Annotated in this window: 13 protein-coding genes; 10 read left to right on the plus strand and 3 right to left on the minus strand. The window is 61.4% G+C overall.

Annotated features, from left to right (window positions below):
• Window positions 1–7: 7 nt before the first annotated feature.
• Genes treS through treY form a run of 5 tightly spaced genes read left to right on the plus strand, consistent with a single transcriptional unit; the run spans window position 8 to window position 12,082 of the window.
• On the plus strand, window positions 8–3,307 hold the full coding sequence (gene treS / locus BLW80_RS25165) for a maltose alpha-D-glucosyltransferase (RefSeq protein WP_093760716.1): 3,300 nt from the start codon (window positions 8–10) through the stop codon (window positions 3,305–3,307).
• Window positions 3,304–5,445, plus strand: a complete 2,142-nt coding sequence (gene glgB, locus BLW80_RS25170; RefSeq protein WP_093760718.1) for a 1,4-alpha-glucan branching protein GlgB — start codon at window positions 3,304–3,306, stop codon at window positions 5,443–5,445. The genes treS and glgB overlap by 4 nt, the downstream gene beginning before the upstream one ends.
• Before the next feature lie 3 nt (window positions 5,446–5,448).
• Window positions 5,449–7,527: a glycogen debranching protein GlgX gene (glgX, locus tag BLW80_RS25175; RefSeq protein ID WP_093760720.1), complete on the plus strand. Its 2,079-nt coding sequence runs from the start codon at window positions 5,449–5,451 to the stop codon at window positions 7,525–7,527.
• The gene (gene treZ, locus BLW80_RS25180) at window positions 7,524–9,290 is read left to right on the plus strand and encodes a malto-oligosyltrehalose trehalohydrolase (protein WP_093760722.1); all 1,767 of its coding nucleotides are present in this window, start codon (window positions 7,524–7,526) and stop codon (window positions 9,288–9,290) included. The genes glgX and treZ overlap by 4 nt, the downstream gene beginning before the upstream one ends.
• A complete protein-coding gene (gene treY / locus BLW80_RS25185) occupies window positions 9,290–12,082 on the plus strand; it encodes a malto-oligosyltrehalose synthase (RefSeq protein WP_093760724.1) in 2,793 nt (930 codons plus the stop codon). Before treZ ends, treY begins: the two co-directional genes overlap by 1 nt.
• A gap of 230 nt (window positions 12,083–12,312) precedes the next feature.
• On the opposite strand, the gene BLW80_RS25190 is transcribed toward treY, so the two are convergent.
• The gene (locus BLW80_RS25190; RefSeq protein ID WP_093760726.1) at window positions 12,313–12,624 is read right to left on the minus strand and encodes a polyhydroxyalkanoic acid system family protein; all 312 of its coding nucleotides are present in this window, start codon (window positions 12,622–12,624) and stop codon (window positions 12,313–12,315) included.
• 155 nt (window positions 12,625–12,779) lie between these two features.
• On the opposite strand from BLW80_RS25190, the gene BLW80_RS25195 reads away from it, so the two are divergent.
• Window positions 12,780–12,944 carry a DUF3309 family protein gene (locus BLW80_RS25195; RefSeq protein ID WP_081422059.1) on the plus strand — a complete coding sequence of 55 codons (165 nt, stop codon included), beginning with the start codon at window positions 12,780–12,782 and terminating at the stop codon, window positions 12,942–12,944.
• A gap of 107 nt (window positions 12,945–13,051) precedes the next feature.
• Here BLW80_RS25195 and ligD read toward each other — a convergent pair whose 3' ends face one another.
• On the minus strand, window positions 13,052–15,775 hold the full coding sequence (ligD, locus tag BLW80_RS25200; protein WP_093760728.1) for a DNA ligase D: 2,724 nt from the start codon (window positions 15,773–15,775) through the stop codon (window positions 13,052–13,054).
• Between the two features lie 144 nt (window positions 15,776–15,919).
• Here ligD and ku point away from each other — a divergent pair, with 144 nt between their 5' ends.
• Entirely contained in the window at window positions 15,920–16,807 is an 888-nt protein-coding gene (gene ku, locus BLW80_RS25205) for a non-homologous end joining protein Ku (protein ID WP_093760730.1), read from the plus strand.
• A gap of 19 nt (window positions 16,808–16,826) precedes the next feature.
• A complete protein-coding gene (locus BLW80_RS25210) occupies window positions 16,827–17,063 on the plus strand; it encodes a hypothetical protein (protein WP_139285934.1) in 237 nt (78 codons plus the stop codon).
• Window positions 17,064–17,211: 148 nt separating this feature from the next.
• Here the strand turns inward: BLW80_RS25210 and BLW80_RS25215 are convergent, their stop codons facing one another.
• Window positions 17,212–17,463, minus strand: coding sequence for a DUF6496 domain-containing protein (locus BLW80_RS25215; protein ID WP_093760734.1), 252 nt, complete (start codon window positions 17,461–17,463; stop codon window positions 17,212–17,214).
• A 184-nt stretch (window positions 17,464–17,647) separates the two neighbouring features.
• Here BLW80_RS25215 and BLW80_RS25220 point away from each other — a divergent pair, with 184 nt between their 5' ends.
• Window positions 17,648–17,917 (plus strand): hypothetical protein, encoded by a 270-nt coding sequence (locus BLW80_RS25220; protein ID WP_093761163.1) that lies wholly within the window; start codon window positions 17,648–17,650, stop codon window positions 17,915–17,917.
• 10 nt (window positions 17,918–17,927) lie between these two features.
• On the plus strand, window positions 17,928–18,902 hold the full coding sequence (gene dapA, locus BLW80_RS25225; RefSeq protein ID WP_093760736.1) for a 4-hydroxy-tetrahydrodipicolinate synthase: 975 nt from the start codon (window positions 17,928–17,930) through the stop codon (window positions 18,900–18,902).
• Window positions 18,903–18,911: the final 9 nt, after the last annotated feature.

An 18,911-nucleotide genomic window follows, 5' to 3' on the forward strand; every position in this document is an offset into this window, starting at 1 on the left:
CGTTGACATGAACGTAATGACCGATATCGACGTTAAAGCGAAACAGCGCGCCGAGGAGATCGACAAGCTCTGGTACAAGGACGCCATCATCTATCAGCTGCATGTGAAGACCTTCGCTGACAGCAACCATGACGGCATCGGCGACTTTATCGGCCTGACCGAGAAGCTGGATTACCTGCAGGATCTCGGCGTCACCACCATCTGGCTGATGCCGTTCTATCCGTCGCCGGGCCGCGACGACGGCTACGACATCGCCGACTATGGTTCGATCCATCCCGACTTCGGCACGATGAAGGATTTCAAGCGCTTCATCCACGAAGCCAAGCGCCGTGGCCTGCGCGTGATTACCGAACTCGTCATCAATCACACGTCGGACCAGCATGACTGGTTCAAGCGCGCCCGCCGCAGCCCGGCCGGCTCTTCTGCGCGCAACTGGTATGTCTGGAGCGACACCGACCAGAAATATCAGAGCACCCGGATCATCTTCACCGATACCGAAAAGTCGAACTGGACCTGGGACCCGGAGGCCAAGGCCTATTACTGGCACCGCTTCTTCTCACATCAGCCGGATTTGAATTTCGACAATCCGCGCGTCGTCTCTGCCGTGGTGCAGGTGATGAAACGCTGGCTGGATGCCGGCGTCGATGGCTTCCGTCTGGACGCGATCCCCTATCTTGTCGAGCGCGACGGTACCAATAACGAGAACCTGCCGGAAACGCACAAAGTCATCAAGCATTTGCGCGCCGAACTCGATGCCTATGCGCCGGGCAAGCTTCTGCTCGCCGAGGCCAATCAATGGCCGGAGGACGTGCAGGAATATTTCGGCAACAGCGACGAATGCCACATGGCGTATCACTTCCCGCTGATGCCGCGCATCTATATGGCGCTGGCGCAGGAGGACCGTTTCCCGATTACCGACATCATGCGGCAGACGCCGGATATTCCCGGCGATTGCCAGTGGGCGATGTTCCTGCGCAATCACGACGAGCTGACGCTGGAAATGGTCACGGACGTCGAGCGCGACTATCTGTGGTCGACCTATGCGAACGATCCGCGCGCGCGCATCAATGTCGGCATTCGCCGTCGCCTGGCGCCTTTGATGGACAACGATCGGCGCAAGATCGAGCTGCTGGACTCGTTGTTGCTGTCGTTCCCCGGTACGCCGATCATCTATTACGGCGACGAGATCGGCATGGGCGACAATATCTATCTCGGCGACCGCAACGGCGTACGCACACCGATGCAATGGGCACCCGACCGTAATGGCGGCTTCTCGCGCGCCGATCCCGCGCGGCTCTATGCACCGCCGATCATGGATCCAATCTACGGTTATGAGTCGGTGAACGTGGAGGCGCAGTCGCGCAGCCTTTCGTCACTGCTGTCGGCGACCAAACGGCTCATTGCTGTCAGAAAATCGACGCTAGCTTTCGGTCGCGGCACCATGACCTTCATTCGCCCCGACAACCGCTCCGTTCTCGCTTATGTGCGCCAGCTCGGCGACGAAGCGATTCTTTGCGTCGCCAACCTGTCGCGCGCCGCGCAGGCCACCGAACTCGATCTGTCGCCGTGGAAGGAACGCGTGCCGCTGGAAATGCTCGGCCGCACCAAATTCCCGCCGATCGGCGATCTGCCTTACATGATCACGCTGGCGCCTTACGGGTTCTACTGGTTCCAGCTGCAGCTCCGCGATGTCTCCGAACATTCGCAGCCGCCGGTGGTACCGGAATTCGAAACGCTGGTGGTGCCGCTTGGCTCGACCTGGATGACTCTCGCCCGTACGCGCGGTGTGTTCGAGCGCGACGTGCTACCCTCCTTCCTGGCGCGTAGCCGCTGGTATCCGGAGCGACAGCCAAAGGCGATCCAGCCCATGCTCACCGGCGCGATCCCGTTCTGCGAGATCGGCGACAATCGTCCATGGCTGGTGTTCTTCGAAACCACGCAGCGCAATGTGGCGACGCGCTATCTGCTGCCCATGCAGATCGAGTGGACCCGCTTCGACCGTGAACGCTACAATCCGAAAGCCTTTGCCGCTGTCCGCCAGGGCGCACGCGAAGGCACCCTGCTCGATGTCGCCACCGACCACATCTTCATTGCGCTGCTGCTGCACAATTTGCGCATTTCACTGACCGTCGAAGAAGAGGGCAACCGTCTGGAATTCCGGCCAACGACCAAGCTTGCCGAAAAGCCGGCTGCGCCGCTGGAGAACATCCGTGCGGTCGAAACCGAACAGTCCAACAGCACTGCATTGGTCGACAACGACTATGTCGTGAAGATCTATCGCAAGCTGCAGGCCGGCATCAATCCGGAGATCGAGGTCAGCCGTTTCCTGACGGATATCGCCGGTTTCACCAATACGCCGGCTCTGCTTGGCAGCGTCGAACTGGTCGAGGGTGATCAGCGCACCGCCGTCGCCATCGTGCATGCCTTCGTGCAGAATCAGGGCGATGCCTGGACCGTGACATCGGCCTATCTCGACCGTTTCGCCGATGAGCAGCGTCTGCTGGCGGTGGATGACCACGCCCCGCACAGTGAAGAGCAGGTGCCGTATCTGCTCTATATGTCGCAGACCGGCCGCCGCGTCGCCGAGATGCAGATGGCACTGGCCAGCCGCGACGACATCCCGGATTTCAAGCCGGAGCCGACGTCGCCTGACGATATCAGGCTCTGGATCAACGAAATCGTCACGCGTGCGGAGCCGGTATTTAGTGCGCTCGCCCAGCGTCGCAATGCTGCAAAGGATTCGGATCGCGCACTGATCGATCAGGTGCTGGAACTGCGCCACGGCTTGCGGGGGTGGCTGACCGAGCTGCTGCCGGAGAATATCGACGGACTGAAGATCCGCCATCACGGAGATTTCCATCTCGGCCAGATGCTGATCGTCAAGGATGATATCTTCATCATCGACTTCGAGGGTGAACCGCGCAGGTCGATCGATGAGCGCCGCCGCAAGGCGCCTGCTGCACGTGATATCGCCGGGCTCATTCGCTCGATCGATTATTCGGCAACGGCAGCGCTGGAACGCGCGCTCAAGGTAACTTCGGACGACACCGGCAAGCTGGCTGCGGCACTGGACGCCTGGCGGGAACGTGCCACCACGGCTTTCGTTGACGCCTATCGCGAGACCATGACCGATGCGCGGCTGTGGCCGGCAGACGCGGGAGCCACCAAGGAAATGCTGAACTTCTTCCTTCTGGAAAAGGCGCTTTATGAAATCGAATACGAACTTGCGCATCGGCCGGATTGGCTGCGGGTGCCACTGACTGGCATCCTGCGCATTCTGAACCAGTATTCTGAGGAAGCCGTATGACCAATTTGCCCGCCGAGGCTTACGCAATTGTCGAAGGCCGCCACTCCGATCCATTTCACTATCTCGGCCCCCACAAGGAGGCCGACAAGACGGTCGTGCGCGCTTTCCTGCCCGAAGCCGTGAAGGTCGATGCCATTGATGATCACGGTGCGGCGACCGCGTTGGAGCGCGTGCATGACGCCGGGCTGTTTGTCGGCGCGCTGGCCAATGGCTCGACCAAGTATCAACTGCGGGCGCGCTATGGCGACAGATCTGTCGATCTTGACGATCCTTATCGCTTTCCGCCGATCCTCACCGAATTCGATCTCTATCTGCTCGGCGAAGGTACCCATCAGCGGCTCTATGACAAGCTCGGCGCCCATCCAATGGTGCTTGAAGGCGTCAGCGGCGTCGGCTTCGTCGTGCTCGCGCCCAATGCGAAGCGTGTCAGTGTGGTCGGCGATTTCAATTTCTGGGACGCGCGGCGTCATCCCATGCGCGTGCGCGGCCCCGGCTACTGGGAGCTGTTCATCCCGGGCGCGACACCCGGCGATCACTACAAGTTCGACATCATCGGCCCGCATGGACAGTTGACGCAAAAATCCGACCCGATGGCCTTCGCCGCCGAGCTGCGGCCCTCCACAGCGTCCATCGTGCTCGACGAAACCAGGATCCCGCATCCGCGCCCTGCCCCGGATCACATCAATGCGCTGAACAAGCCGATGTCGATCTATGAGGTGCATCTGGGCTCGTGGCGCCGCAAGGGTGACAATGAATGGCTGACCTATCGCGACCTCGCAGAGACGCTGCCGCGCTATGCCCGCGATCTTGGCTTCACCCATGTGGAATTCCTGCCCGTCAACGAACATCCGTTTGACGGTTCATGGGGCTATCAGCCGACCGGCATGTTTGCGCCGACGAGCCGCTTCGGCACGCCGGCAGAATTCGCATTGCTGATCGACGCTTGCCATGCCGAAGGGCTCGGCGTGCTGCTCGACTGGGTGCCCGGGCACTTCCCGGATGATCCGCATGGCCTCGGCAATTTCGACGGCACGGCCCTTTATGAACATGCCAACCCGCTGCAGGGCCGGCACATGGACTGGGGCACGCTGATCTACAATTACGGCCGCACCGAAGTCGTGAACTTCCTCGTCTCCAACGCGCTGTTCTGGCTCGAGCGTTACAATGTGGATGGGCTGCGCGTCGATGCCGTCGCCTCGATGCTGTATCTCGATTACAGCCGGGAAGCCGGCGCCTGGATTCCGAACAAATATGGTGGCCGCGAGAATATCGAGGCCGTCAGCTTCCTGCGCCGCTTCAACACCGAAGTCTTCGCCAAATTCCCGAATGCGACCACTGCAGCTGAGGAATCCACTGCATGGCCGCAGGTCTCACGCCCCGTCGAATTCGGCGGGCTCGGATTCGGCTACAAGTGGAACATGGGCTGGATGCATGACACGCTGAATTACATCAGCAAGGATCCGATCTATCGCAAGTACCAGCACAACGACATTCTGTTCGGGCTGCAATACGCCTTTTCGGAAAATTTCGTGCTGCCGCTATCGCATGACGAAGTCGTGCACGGCAAAAAATCGATCCTTGGCCGCATGCCCGGCGACGACTGGCAGCGTTTTGCGAATCTGCGCGCTTATTATTCCTTCATGTTCGGACATCCCGGCAAGAAGCTGATGTTCATGGGCTGCGAATTTGCCCAGGAGCGCGAATGGAATCATGACACATCGCTGGACTGGCACCTGCTTGAGCAGGACAAGCATGCCGGCATCCACTCGCTGATCCGCGATCTCAACGAGCTGTATCGCAACCAGCCGGCACTGCATGAACTCGATTGCGATCCCGCCGGCTTCGAATGGATGATCACCGACGATGCCGGCAACAACGTCTTCGCCTGGCTGCGCAAGGGCGCCAACCCGCGCACGCAGTGCCTCGTGGTCGTGAACTTCTCGCCGAACGTCTATCACGATTACCGCGTCCGCGTGCCGTTCACCGGCACCTGGCGCGAGGTGTTGAATTCCGACGCCGCGCATTATGGCGGCAGCAATGTCGGCAATTCGGGCGAAGTCATTGCCAAGGGGCTTGTCCCCGAACTCAGTCTGACCCTTCCACCGCTGGCCGCACTCTTTCTCGTACCGGAATTCTAGAGCATGAGACTATCCGCCGGCATGCCCTCCCGCCTCGGCGCAAGCTGGGACGGACGGGGGACCAACTTTGCCTTGTTCTCTGCGAACGCCACCAAGGTCGAACTGTGTCTGTTCGACAGCCAGGGGCGGCGCGAGCTCGAGCGCATCGAACTGCCCGAGTATAACGAGCACGTCTTTCACGGCTATCTCAACGATGTCTCGCCGGGCCAGCTCTATGGTTATCGCGTGCACGGCCCCTATGAACCGGAGCATGGACATCGCTTCAATGCGCACAAGCTGCTGCTCGACCCCTATGCCAAGAAGCTGGCCGGGCGTCTCGTCTGGAGCGATGCACATTTCGGCTATCGCACCGGCTCGTCGCGCGAGGACCTCTCCTTCGACCGCCGCGACAATGCACGCGGCATGCCGAAGGCCGTGGTGGTCGACGAGACCTTCAACTGGGGTCGCAAGGAAGCGCGCCCCAGCGTGCCGTGGGAAGACACCATCATCTATGAGGCGCATGTCAAAGGCCTGACGCAGACACGCAAGGACGTGCCGCCAGGGCTGCGCGGGACCTATCGCGGACTGTCGTCGCCGTCGATGATCGAGCATCTCAAACGGCTTGGCGTTACCACCATCGAGCTGCTGCCGGTGCACAGCTTCGTCGATGACCGGCGTCTAGTCGAGATGAAGCTGGTGAATTACTGGGGTTACAATACCCTCTCCTTCTTCGCCCCGGAAGCGCGCTACGGCACCGACAATCCGCTCGATGCGTTCCGCACGACGGTCGCGCGGCTGCATGATGCGGGCATCGAGGTGATGCTCGACGTGGTCTATAACCACACCGCCGAAGGCAATCATCTCGGCCCGACGCTGAGTTATCGCGGCATCGACAACGCCTCCTATTACTGGCTGATGCCGGACAATCCACGATTCTATGACGACTTCACGGGCTGCGGCAGCTCGATGAACCTTACGCATCCGCGCGTGTTGCAGATGGTGATGGATTCATTGCGCTACTGGGTCGAGGTGTGTCACGTGGATGGCTTTCGTTTCGACCTTGCAACCACGCTGGCGCGCGGGCCGAATGGCTTCGATCGCAATAGCGGTTTCCTCACCGCCATCCGGCAGGACCCTGTTCTCGCGAACGTCAAAATGGTCGCGGAACCCTGGGACCTCGGCATGGGCGGCTATCAGGTCGGCGCGTTTCCGTCGCAGTGGTCGGAATGGAACGACAAATATCGCAGCGCCATGCGCCGCTACTGGAGCGGCGAAGGCTCGCTGATCGGCGAAGTCTCCAGCCGCATGACCGGTTCGTCAGACGTGTTCAATCATGACGGCCGCAAGCAGCGCGCCGGCATCAACCATGTCACCGTGCATGACGGTTTCCCGCTGGCGGATCTGTTTGCCTATAACGAGAAGCACAACGAGGCCAATGGCGAGGACAATCGCGACGGCTCCAGCGACAATCTGAGCAACAATTTCGGCGTCGAGGGCCCGACCGACGATCCCGAGCTGCTGGCGCTGCGCCGACAGCTGCGCAAGAACCAGCTCGCCTGTCTGTTCCTCGCGCAGGGCGTGCCGCTGCTGCTGGCCGGCGACGAGGTCGGCAATACCCAGGGCGGTAACAACAATGCCTATTGCCAGGACAACGAGATCGGCTGGGTCGGCTGGGACAATCTCGGCGACAAGGACGACGATCTCACCGACTTCATCGGCCATATGGCGCAGCTGCGACAGCGCTTTCCGCAGATCACCACGCAACGCTGGCTCGACGGCCGCCGTGCCGATGGCAGCTATGGGGTACTGTGGCTGACGCCCTCGGCCGACGAGATGACCGAGACGGACTGGGCTTTTCCAGACGGGCGCTTCCTGTCCTATGTGCTTAGCGCTTCCGGCGACAACACCAACCCGATCTTCATCGTGCTGAATGCGGCGCCTGAGGGCATCCCGTTCAAGCTGCCGAAGATGCTGGAATACAAGAACTGGCGGCAGGTACTGAACACCGCCGACGAAAAGCTCTCCATCGCTATCCTGCCGCCCGGTAGCGATATCGATGCGCCGCCGCGCTCGGTGCTTGCCTTTGCGGGGACGCCAGCATGAGCGCTCATTCGTTCGGACCACGGCTCACTGAGAAAGGCGCGATCTTCCGCCTCTGGGCGCCGGCGGCGCAACGCGTCGACGTGGTGCTTGGCGATCAGACACATCCGCTGAAGCCCGGCGATGACGGCTGGTTCGCCGCCGAGATTTCCGATGTGAAAGCCGGCGCCACCTATCGCTTCAGGATCGACGGCAAGACCGACGTGCCCGACCCCGGCTCACGCTTTCAGCCGAACGATATCGCCGGCCCTTCCGAAGTGATCAACCACAAGGCCTATCCGTGGCGCGCGACCGACTGGCGCGGGCGGCCGTGGGAAGAGACCGTGCTGATTGAAACCCATGTCGGTACCTTTACGCCGCAGGGCACCTATCGCGCGATGATCGACAAGCTCGATCACCTTGTGGCGACGGGGATCACCGCGCTCGAATTGATGCCGCTCGCCGATTTCGCCGGCAAGCGCAACTGGGGCTATGACGGCGTATTGTGGTACGCGCCGGATGCGATGTTCGGCCGCCCGGAGGACCTGAAGGCGCTGATCGACGAGGCGCATCTGCGTGGGCTGACGGTGTTTCTGGACGTCGTCTATAACCACTTCGGCCCGGAAGGGAATTACATCGGGCAATATGCGCCGTCCTTCTTCGGCGATGCGCATACGCCGTGGGGCTCGGCGATCAACTATCACCTGCCGGAGGTGCGGGCCTACGCGATCGAGAATGCCGTGGCGTGGCTGCGCGACTATCGCTTCGATGGGCTCAGGCTCGATGCCGTGCATGCGATCCCCGAACAGGGCGAGATCCCGATGCTGCACGAGCTGAGCCGCGAGGTCGGCAAGCTAGCCGCCGACACCGGCCGGCTGATCCATCTGGTGCTTGAGAACGACGACAACCGCGCCACTCTGCTCGATCCCGCCACCAACCCGCCGCGCGGCAAATATCGCGCGCAGTGGAACGACGACTATCACCATGCCTGGCACGTGCTGCTCACCGGCGAGGACAAGGGCTATTACAGCGACTACGCACCGAAACCGCTCGATCATATCGTACGGGCGCTGGGCTCGGGCTTCGCTTATCAGGGCCAGTCGTCGGCGCATCGCGACGGCGCACCGCGCGGCGAACCATCAGGCGAACTCGCACCGGCGGCCTTCGTGAATTTCCTGCAAAACCACGACCAGATCGGTAATCGTGCGCTTGGCGATCGGCTGGAGACCTTGGCCAAGCCCGAGGCCATCGAAGCTGCGCTGGCCGTTACATTGCTGGCGCCGATGGTGCCGATGCTGTTTCAGGGCGAGGAATGGGGCTCGAAAGTACCGTTTCCGTTCTTCTGCGATTTCGAGGGCGATCTCGCCAATGCCGTACGCAATGGCCGCAAGAAGGAATTCGCCAGCGCCTACGAAAAGTATGGCGACGAGATCCCCGACCCGCTGGACGAGAGCTCGTTCCGCTCGGCCTTCGTCGATTGGGACAATCGCGAAACGACCACGGGCAAGACGCGGCTGACGCTGGTTCGCGAGCTGCTCGCATTGCGCAAGCAGCATATCGTGCCGCGCCTCGCTGGCGCACGGTTCGGCCAGGCTGAGGCGAGCGACGACGGTTTGCTCACGGCTTTCTGGACAATGGGTGACGGCAGCAGGCTGCATCTCACGGCCAATCTTTCCGACAAGGAAATGGCGGCTACGCAGCCCACATCCGGCACGACAATTTGGGGCAACACCAGCATCGGCGTGGGGACGCCGTGGTCCGTCGCATGGCGGATCGGAGATCAATAATGGCGCCTGCGATTCCCGTCGCGACCTACCGTATTCAACTCACCAAGGATTTCGATTTCGACGCCACCGCGGGCATCGTCCCCTATCTGAAGGCGCTTGGCATCACCCATCTCTATGCCTCACCCTTCATGAAATCGCGCGCCGGCTCGACCCATGGCTATGACATTGTCGATCACACCAAGCTCAATCCGGAGCTGGGCGGCGACGAAGGTTTCGAGCGCCTGAGTGCCGCGCTGAAGGCCAACGATATCGGCCTGATCCTCGACTTTGTGCCCAATCATGTGGGCGTGCATTTCGCAGATAATCCGTGGTGGCTCGACGTGCTGGAATGGGGACAGGCCTCGCCGCACGCCGTCTCCTTCGACATCGACTGGGACACCCTGCCCTATCGCGCACGCGGCGGCCTGCTGCTACCGATCATCGGTAGCTCTTATGGCCAGGCACTGGACAACGGCGAGATCGAGCTGAAATACGACGCCGAGGAAGGCAACTTCTCGGCCTGGTATTTCGAACATAGGCTGCCGATCGCGCCGGAGCGCTACAGCGAGATGCTGCGCACCATCGTCAAGGAAGCCGACGCCGGCAACACGCCAGCCGGCCGCGCAATCCTGACACTCGCGGCCAAGCACAAGGGCCTCCGCCATCCCAACCGGCGGGAAGCGCCGGCTTTCAAGCAGCAACTGGCGTCGATCGACGGCGCTACCGAGGTTATCACGCGCGGCCTCGACGCCTATCGCGCTGGGCTGGATCGGCCCGCCCAGATTCAGGCCATGCACATGCTGCTGGAGCGCCAGCACTACAAGCTCGGTCAGTGGCGCCTGGCATCGAGCGAGATCAATTACCGCCGCTTCTTCGACGTCAATACGCTGGCTGGTCTACGTATCGAGGACACCGATACGTTCGAGGCGATCCATTCGCTGGTCAAACGGCTGATTACCGAAGACAAGCTGCAGGGGTTGCGGCTGGACCATATCGACGGCCTTCACGATCCCTCGCAATATTTCCAACGGCTGCGCCGGCTGATCCGCGAGGCGCATGGCAACAGCACCAAACCGTTCTATGTCGTGGTCGAGAAGATTCTCGGCGAGCACGAGAAGCTGGTGCCCTTCGCCGGCGTGCATGGCACCACCGGCTATGAATGGCTCAATGTGATCACGCAGGTGCTGGTCGAAGAAAAAGGCCTGGAACCACTGGGCGAAACCTGGCGACAGGTGAGCAACGTCTCGCCGAAATTCGAACCGCAACTGGTGGAAGCCAAGCGCCGCGTGCTCGATACGCTGCTGCTCAGCGAATTCACCGTGCTGACGCGTCTGCTGGCACGGATCGCCAACGGGCATTATTCGACGCGCGACTTCTCCGCCGACACGCTGCGTCAGGCTTTCGAACTTTACGTGCTGCATTTCCCGGTCTATCGCACCTATCTCTCCACCGCCGGTCCATCTGCCCTCGACCGGCAACTGATCGCCACGACCATCGAGAAAGCTCGCGCCGACTGGTTCGGCGCCGATGAAGGCTTGTTCGACTTCTTGCGCGACGCTCTGACGCTGGACCTGCTGAAGCCTGGCCGCCCCGCGCATAGCAAGCCGCGGGTGCGACGCTTTGCATTGAAGGTGCAACAGTTCACCGGGCCGACGATGGCGAAGTCGCTCGAAGACACCGCCTTCTATCGCTATCATCGCCTGCAGGCGTTCAACGAAGTTGGCGGCGAGCCGGCAGCGGAAGCGATACCTGTCGCCACGTTCCACGAGATAATGATCACACGCGCGCTCGAGCGGCCGCATGGCATGACTTCGACCGCCACCCACGATACCAAGCGCGGCGAGGATGCCCGCGCGCGTTTGCTGGCGCTGGCCGAAATGCCCGGTGAATGGGCCAGTGCTGTCAGCCGCTGGAAGTTGCTGAACGCGCCGCATCTGGTTGTTGACGGCGAGATGCGCGCACCCTCCGCAGCGTTCGAGTATATGTTGTATCAGGCGCTTATCGGCGCCTGGCCGCTCGGCGGGCAGGACAATTCCTTCCTCGAGCGGATGCAGGCCTATGCGCTGAAGGCGGCGCGCGAGGGCAAGCAGGAAACGAGCTGGCTCAACCCCAACGACACCTATGAGAAGGGTCTGCGCACGTTTCTGGAGCGCATTCTCGACCCGGCCCAGTCGCCGGAATTTCTTGCAGCGCTCGAGACCTTTGCCAAACGCACATCGCTGATCGGCGCGTTGAATTCACTCAGCCAGATCACGCTGAAAGCGACCATTCCCGGCATGCCGGACTTCTATCAGGGCACCGAATTCTGGGATTTCTCGCTGGTCGATCCCGATAACCGCCGCCCGGTGGATTTCGCCGAACGCGCGAAAGTGCTGAAGGCACTGCAGCAACCGGATTGGGCGGCGCTGGCGCAGCACTGGGAAGATGGCCACATCAAGCTCGCCTGGACGCGCGAGCTTTTGAAACGCCGCACCGAGATGGCAGCCGTCTTCACCGATGGCGATTACGAACCACTTGAAGTGACCGGACCTCATGCCGCGCACATCATCGCCTTTGCTCGGCGGCATCAGCGCGACGCGGCAATCGTCGTGATCCCACGTGTTTTTTCCGAAGCGACACAAGGCGGGCGGCATTGGCCGGAGGCGACGGCCTTCGACGCGACAGTGATCGCGCCCGGCTACCTCGTTGAAGGTTCTGCGCAGAAGAACGGCGCGATTCAGCTCGCCGTTGCCAAGCTCTTCAGGCAGATTCCGATGGCGATCGTGAAGGCACATGCCGCGCCGAAACGCATTCGTTCGACGCGTTTGCGATAGCACACACGACAAGGCCGCCCGGGATCGATGGCCGGACGGCCTGGCGGATGTCGTGCCGACTCGAGAAAGGTCGGTTCCCTTCCTCCGCGTGCTCAAAGCTTTTCATCAAATTGTTTGCGAGTGGTTTACGATCAAACTCGTGTGCGCCGCACTATCGCACGGCATTTTTATGCTGCAGAGCGGCAGGCACGGAACATGCGTGAGATTTTCTGCACGCCGCAATCGCCGCTTCAACTCTTTTTCGTGAGCAGCAGATTTCCGCGCGATTTGATCGCTGCCTGCGCCACCTCGGCGAAGCGCTGCAGGAGCCAAGGCAGCACCACTTCGACGGTGACATGATCCTCGGCAACATCGACATGACCGGACGCCGCCTGCCCCATGGCACGGACGCGGAAGATCATCCGGTCGCCGTCCCAGCGCTCCTCGTCAACTTTCAACATTGGTACATTAGTTGCTGCGCGTGTCAGTCCTGTCTTGAGCCGGCGCGCAGCTTCCTCGCGGCCGAGACTGTGCGGAATGGAAACGACGAGCGGTTCAGACATCTCATGATCCTTTGTTAGCTCACACGGATGTAAGCGCGATTTCGCCCGACGGTAGTCGTAATCAAAGTTTCACTCATGGAACCTTGGGGATGCCTGCGCGTTTTTATCGCATGAAGGCAGCAGGCTTGTCCGTCTGCCAGGCTGAGGAGAAATCCATGTCCATTGGTACTATCATTCTGATCATTCTGATTATCGCCTTGCTTGGTGGTTTCAGCGGCATCGGCGGCGGTCCGTTCTACGGCACCGGCTATTACGGCGGCGGTGGCCTTGGCCTCATCGTGGTAATTCTGCTGATCCTCCTGCTGCTTGGTAAGCTGTAAGAGCGGATATTGATTTCAAGGCGCGCGATCCGGAAGGATCGCGCGCTTTTCCATGTGCGTACGCTCTCACCGTCATCACCCGCGAAAGCGAGTAATGACGGTAAGAGTCATTTCAGTTTCCCGATCGCCGACTTGATCGACGACGCAGCATCCTCGTAACCCGCCCACGCCTTGCTCTTCGCCATTAGCGACGGGACGCTGCGCACAGTGAAATTCTTCGGATCCAGATCTTTGCGCAACTGTGGCCATGTCAGCGGCATCGACGCCGTGGCCCCCTTTCGCGCCCGCGGCGACAGCACCGAGACCGCAGTCGACATCCGGTCGTTGCGCAGATAGTCGAGGAAAATCTTTCCACCACGCAGCTTCTTCGACATGTTGAGGAGGTAGCGCTCGGGGTCGTCACTGGCCATCTGCTGGCACACGGCCTGCGCAAAACTCTTCGCCGTTTTCCAGTCGACCTTGTCCTTCGCGCCGTGCAGCAGTGGCGCCACCACATGCAGGCCCTTGCCGCCGGTCGTCTTGCAAAAACTCTCCATGCCGAGGCGCGCGAGCCGTTCGCGCATCTCGCGTGCCGCATCCATGACGGCAAGGAACTCCACATCAGGCGCCGGGTCGAGATCGAACACCAGACGCCCCGGTGTATCCGGCGCATCAGGCGCGCAATTCCACGGATGCAGTTCGAGCCCGCCGATCTGCGCGACGGCCGCGAGACCCTCGACGCGATCGATCTGCAGGTAAGGCTTGCGGTCACCGGAGACTTTCACGAGTTCGAGCAGGTTGGATGTCCCCGGCATTGCGTGGCGCTGGAAGAACTGCTGCCCGTCGATGCCGTCGGGCGCGCGCACGATCGAACACGGGCGACCCTTGAGATAGTCCATCATCCAGTCGCCCACGGCTTCGAAATACACCGCGAGATCGCGTTTGGTAACCGGCTCGCCATCGCCGGCATCCGGCCATAGCTCCTTGTCGGGTTTGGAGATCGATACGCCCATGACAACGGCATTGCCTGCCGCAGCTTTTGAGGGCGAGGTTTTTCTTGCGGAGCTTTTGGCAGTCTTCTTCGCGCTGCGCTTCGGCGTCGGCTCGACAAGTTCGGTCCTCTTGGGAGTCTCGGCCTCGACCTCATCGGCCGGCTTGTCGTGCCGCAGCCCCTTGAATGACGCCTGACGCACCATGCCCGCGCCGGTGAAGCCTGCGAATTCGATCTCGGCCACCAGTTCGGGCTTGAGCCAGTGCACGTCCCGGCCACCCGGCGGCGTCTCCTTGCCGCCGAACGGGCTGGTCTTCGCCGCCGCTTTCTTCAATGCCGGCATGATGCGCGTGACCTTGTCCTGGCCGAAGCCGGTGCCGACGATGCCGACATAGGCCAGATGATCGCCTCTGTTGACGCCGACCATCAGCGACCGGAACTTGCCGGCATTGCTCTTCCATCCGCCGATCACGACCTCATGGCCGGCCCGGCATTTGGCCTTGGTCCAGTTTTGCGAGCGGCCGGACACATAGGGCTCCGACAGCTTCTTGGAGACGATGCCTTCCAGCGACAGTTTGCAGGCCGACTGCAGAATGGCGTCACCACCAGTCTCGAAATGATCAACATAGCGAATGAGGCTTTCCTTGCGACGGCCGCGGGCTTTGTCGAGTAGCGCCTTCAATCGCTCCTTGCGCTCGCCAAGCGGCAGCTTCCGCAGATCTTCGCCTTCGGCGAACAGAAGGTCGAACGCGAAAAAAATAAGCGTATCGGTCTCGTCATCCGACAGCGCCGCCTGCAGCGCCGCGAAATCCGGCGCGCCATGAGCGTCAAGGCCGACGATCTCGCCATCGATGATCGCATCCGGCAGGCCGGTGGCTTCCTTGGCGATGGCCTGAAACTTGTCGGTCCAGTCGAGCCCCTTGCGTGTCTTCAGCGTGGCCTCTCCGTCTTCGACGCGGAGCTGCACGCGATAGCCGTCGAACTTGATTTCATGCGCCCAGCCATCCGCGGAGGGCGGCCGATCCACGACGGTACAAAGTTGAGGCGCGACGAAACCAGGCATCTTCGCGACCTTGGCCGGCTTCGCCGATGGTTTGGCCGCCTTCCTTGTCACGGCATTTTTGCCTGCAGCTTTCTCGGTCCTCGCCCCCCCTACATCAGCCTTGGTCTTGCCGCCCCTATTAGCGCGCGCATCGGCAGCACTGCCCTCGCTGGAATCCCAGATAGCATCGGGTTTGATCTTTGCCGTTTTCGCGATCATGAACGGTTTCGGCGCCTTACCCTTCCCCGCGGCGATGGCGCTCATGCTGCGGCCGGACGCCACTGACTTGTCATCGTCGAGGATGGTGTTGGCCTTGCCCTCCTTCGCGAAGTCGTCGCGATGCTTGATCAGCAGCCAGTTGGTGCGCTTGCCGCCATTGCGGTCATGCTTCATGCGCACCAGCACGAAGCCGCCATGCAGCTTCTCGCCGTCCAGCGTGAATTTCAGGTCGCCCTTCTTGAGGCCCTTGTCCGGATCGTCGCTCTCCCAATAGCCACGGTCCCACAGCTGCACCGTGCCGCCGCCGTATTGTCCGCGGGGAATCGTGCCTTCGAAATCGCCGTAGTCCAGCGGATGGTCCTCGACCTCGACAGCGAGGCGCTTGTCGGCGGGGTCCATCGATGGCCCGCGCGTGACGGCCCAGGACTTGAACACGCCGTCCATCTCCAGCCGCAGATCGTAATGAAGCCGCGTGGCATCGTGTTTCTGGATCACGAAGCGGCGGCGCTTCGCCGGCGCGACCACGATCTGGCCGGAGGGCTCCTCGGTGAGCGCGAAATCGCGTTTCCGGCGGTAGATCTGAAGCTGCTTGTCGGCCACACCGTCCCCCACTCAACACATTGGGCGCATGATCCGGCCCGGAACCAAAACCGGCAACTGCCGTTGAAGTTCCTGGAAATTCACGCCAGCGCAATACTTTGCGGCCTGTGCGCTTCATTCTGTAGATCGAGTTGGAGGACGAGTATGGCCCCGCCCCGCGCCTATTGGAAAGGCTCTCTCAAGCTGTCGCTCGTCACCTGCCCGGTGGTGCTGTATCCGGCCGCGACCTCGGTGGAGAAAACCAAATTCCACATGATCAACCGTGAGACCGGCAACCGGCTGAAGCAGCAGATGGTGGACGTCGAGACCGGCGATGTCGTGGAGAAGGAACAGAAGGGCCGCGGCTACGAGATCAGCAAGGGCGAATATGTCGAGATCGAGAAGGAAGAACTCGAGGCCGTGCAGATCGAGAGCAATCACACCATCGATATCGACAACTTCGTACCGCGCGACGAGATCGATCGGCGCTATCTGAACAACCCCTATTACATCGCGCCCGACGGCAAGGCCGGTGCCGATGCGTTCGCTGTGATCCGCGATGCCATGAAGGACAAGGATCGCGTGGCGCTGGCGCGCATCGTGCTCACCAATCGCGAGCACATCATCGCCATCGAGCCGCTCGGCAAGGGCCTGCTCGGTACTACGCTGCGTTTCCCTTATGAGGTACGCGATGAGGACGACTATTTCGACGACATCAAGTCGCCGAAGATCTCCAAGGACATGATCGACCTTGCGGTACATATCCTCGACAGCAAGGCGTCGCATTTCGATCCCAGCAAGTTCAAGGATGAATATGAGACCGCGCTGAAGACGCTGGTGAAGCGCAAGGCCGCGGGCAAGCCGGTGAAGGTCGTCGAGAAGGAGGAGAAGCCGGACAACGTCATCAACCTGATGGATGCGCTGAAGGCGAGCCTCAAGGGTGGCAAGGGCAAGTCGACCAAACGCGCTTCGTCGTCACGACCACATGTGGCACGCAAGCGTCCGGTCAAGAAGGCTGCGCGGTCATCGGCGCGACATCGCAAGGCAAGCTGAGCGCATGAAGATTTTGGGAATGATCATAGGCATCGCGGTGATGACGACTGTGGCTGCGCCGGCACAGCAGCTGCAGACACGGGAATGCAACGCCTCGAATATCGCCTTCGTCGCCGAAGCCATCGCCAAGATGGCCGAAGGCAAGCAAAAGAAGACCGCTTCCGACGAGATCGGCCTAGCCAGCGAAGCAATGGCGGAGGGCAAGGACGATGAATGTAAGGACCACCTGCTGAAGGCGACGCTGCAGACCAAGTGAGGCGATGACGCTTCGGTCGAAACTGTCATGGCCGGGCTTGTCCCGGCCATCTACGTCTTTTCTCTCCCCAAGACGTGGATCCCCGGAACAAGCCCGGGCATGACGAAGATTGGTTCATATGCGTCGATCAACGTACATCGGCGCAGCCTCAGGCCTTCGTCGACTTCCGGGATTTTTTGGCCGCTTTCTTTTTCCCCGCCGTCTTCTTGTTGGCTTTCTTCACCGTCTTTTTCTTCGGCACCTTCTTGCCCTCGGCGCGAGCTTCCGACAGGCCGATGGCGATGGCCTGCTTCGTGCTGGTGACCTTCTTGCCCGAGCCACCGCTTCGCAATGTGCCGGCCTTGCGCTTCTTCATGGCTCGCGCGACCTTCGCGGCGGCCTTCTTGGAATATTTCGCCATTCCATGCTCCCGTTGTGATCGAAACGATCAATCGTCATCATCGGTGATGGTTCCGCGTGGGTGATGTGCGAACGGACGCACTTATGAAATCCCTATAACGCGGCACTGCCGCTCATCTCGTTTTCAAACGGGCGGCCGATCATCTTGCAGCTATTCGCTCAAGCGAATGAACTGGAGACTGCAAGTGATCACCATCGAACCTCCCTCGTGTAGCTCATCCCTCGTTTTCATCGGCAAGAACGGCCGCGGCCAGTGGGTCGCGCAGGAGCAGAACGGCCTGTTCGGCGGTCTGTTCGTCAGCCGCGCGAACGCTGTGCGTTACGCGCTGTTCGAGAACGGCCATCGTCCCGAATCTATCATCGAGACAGCGGGCCTCATCGAACTCGATATGAACGCCCTGCCCTTCACGGCAGCAACCTCTGTCGAACTGTTACAACAACGGCGTGTCGCCTGAGCTTCTCACTATGCCCACAGTTGCTCTTCGGGCTCACGCCCTCCCGCAAGCTCATGCCTCCCATCACGCCAACGACTGGCTGCACGGCATCATCGCCGATCTGCCGACGCCGTTCGACGCGCATGGCGCGCTCGATCTCCTCACTTTCGCGCGGCTGTGCGAGCGACAGGTCTGTGCCGGCGCCAGTGCCATCGTGGTCGGCGCGACCACCGGCGAAGCCGACACGCTCACCTCGAACGAGCGCGCCACGCTGATCCGGACTGCCGCCGGCGTCGCCCGCGGGCGCATCCACGTCATTGCCGGCGCGGGATCGAACTGCACCAGCCGCGCCATTGAATCGACGCGGCTGGCATGGGCCGCCGGCGCCGATGCCGTCATATCGGTCGTGCCATATTACAACCGCCCGACGGCAAGTGGCATCGCAGCGCATTTCCGTGCGATTCTGGAGGCGACATTGCTGCCGGTCATTGTGCATGACGCACCGTCGCGTTGTGCCCGTGCGCTGTCCGACGACACGCTCATCGGTCTCGCCGCCTCGCCGCGATTGATAGGCCTGCGCGACGACACCGGCGACGCCGGACGGCTGGCGCGATTGCGACCGCTGCTGCCAGCGGGCTTCCGGATGCTGACGGGACAGGACACCGCAGCCCTGCCTTATCTGCTGCTCGGCGGCGACGGCGTTGTCTCCGCGATGGCCAATGTGGCGCCGCAGCTCTGCCGGGGCATGTATTACGCGGCCCGCCAGGGATGCCCGCGCTATGCGACGACCATCTCCGACATGCTGGCGCCGCTCGCAGCAGCTCTGCCCCCGGACCAGGTTACATCGGCAGTGAAATATGCATTGACCCTGCGGGGCCTGGGGAATGCCGCCGTACGCCTGCCGCTGACGGCGCTCACAGAGACCGAGCAGTGGCAGGTCTACACCGCGATGGAGGCGATCTGGGCACAGCCTGACGATGCGCCGCCCCTGCGCCGCGCCCGCTAGGATTGCGGA

It is taken from the genome of Tardiphaga sp. OK245 (genome assembly GCF_900108575.1).
GTDB classification, from domain to species: domain Bacteria; phylum Pseudomonadota; class Alphaproteobacteria; order Rhizobiales; family Xanthobacteraceae; genus Tardiphaga; species Tardiphaga robiniae.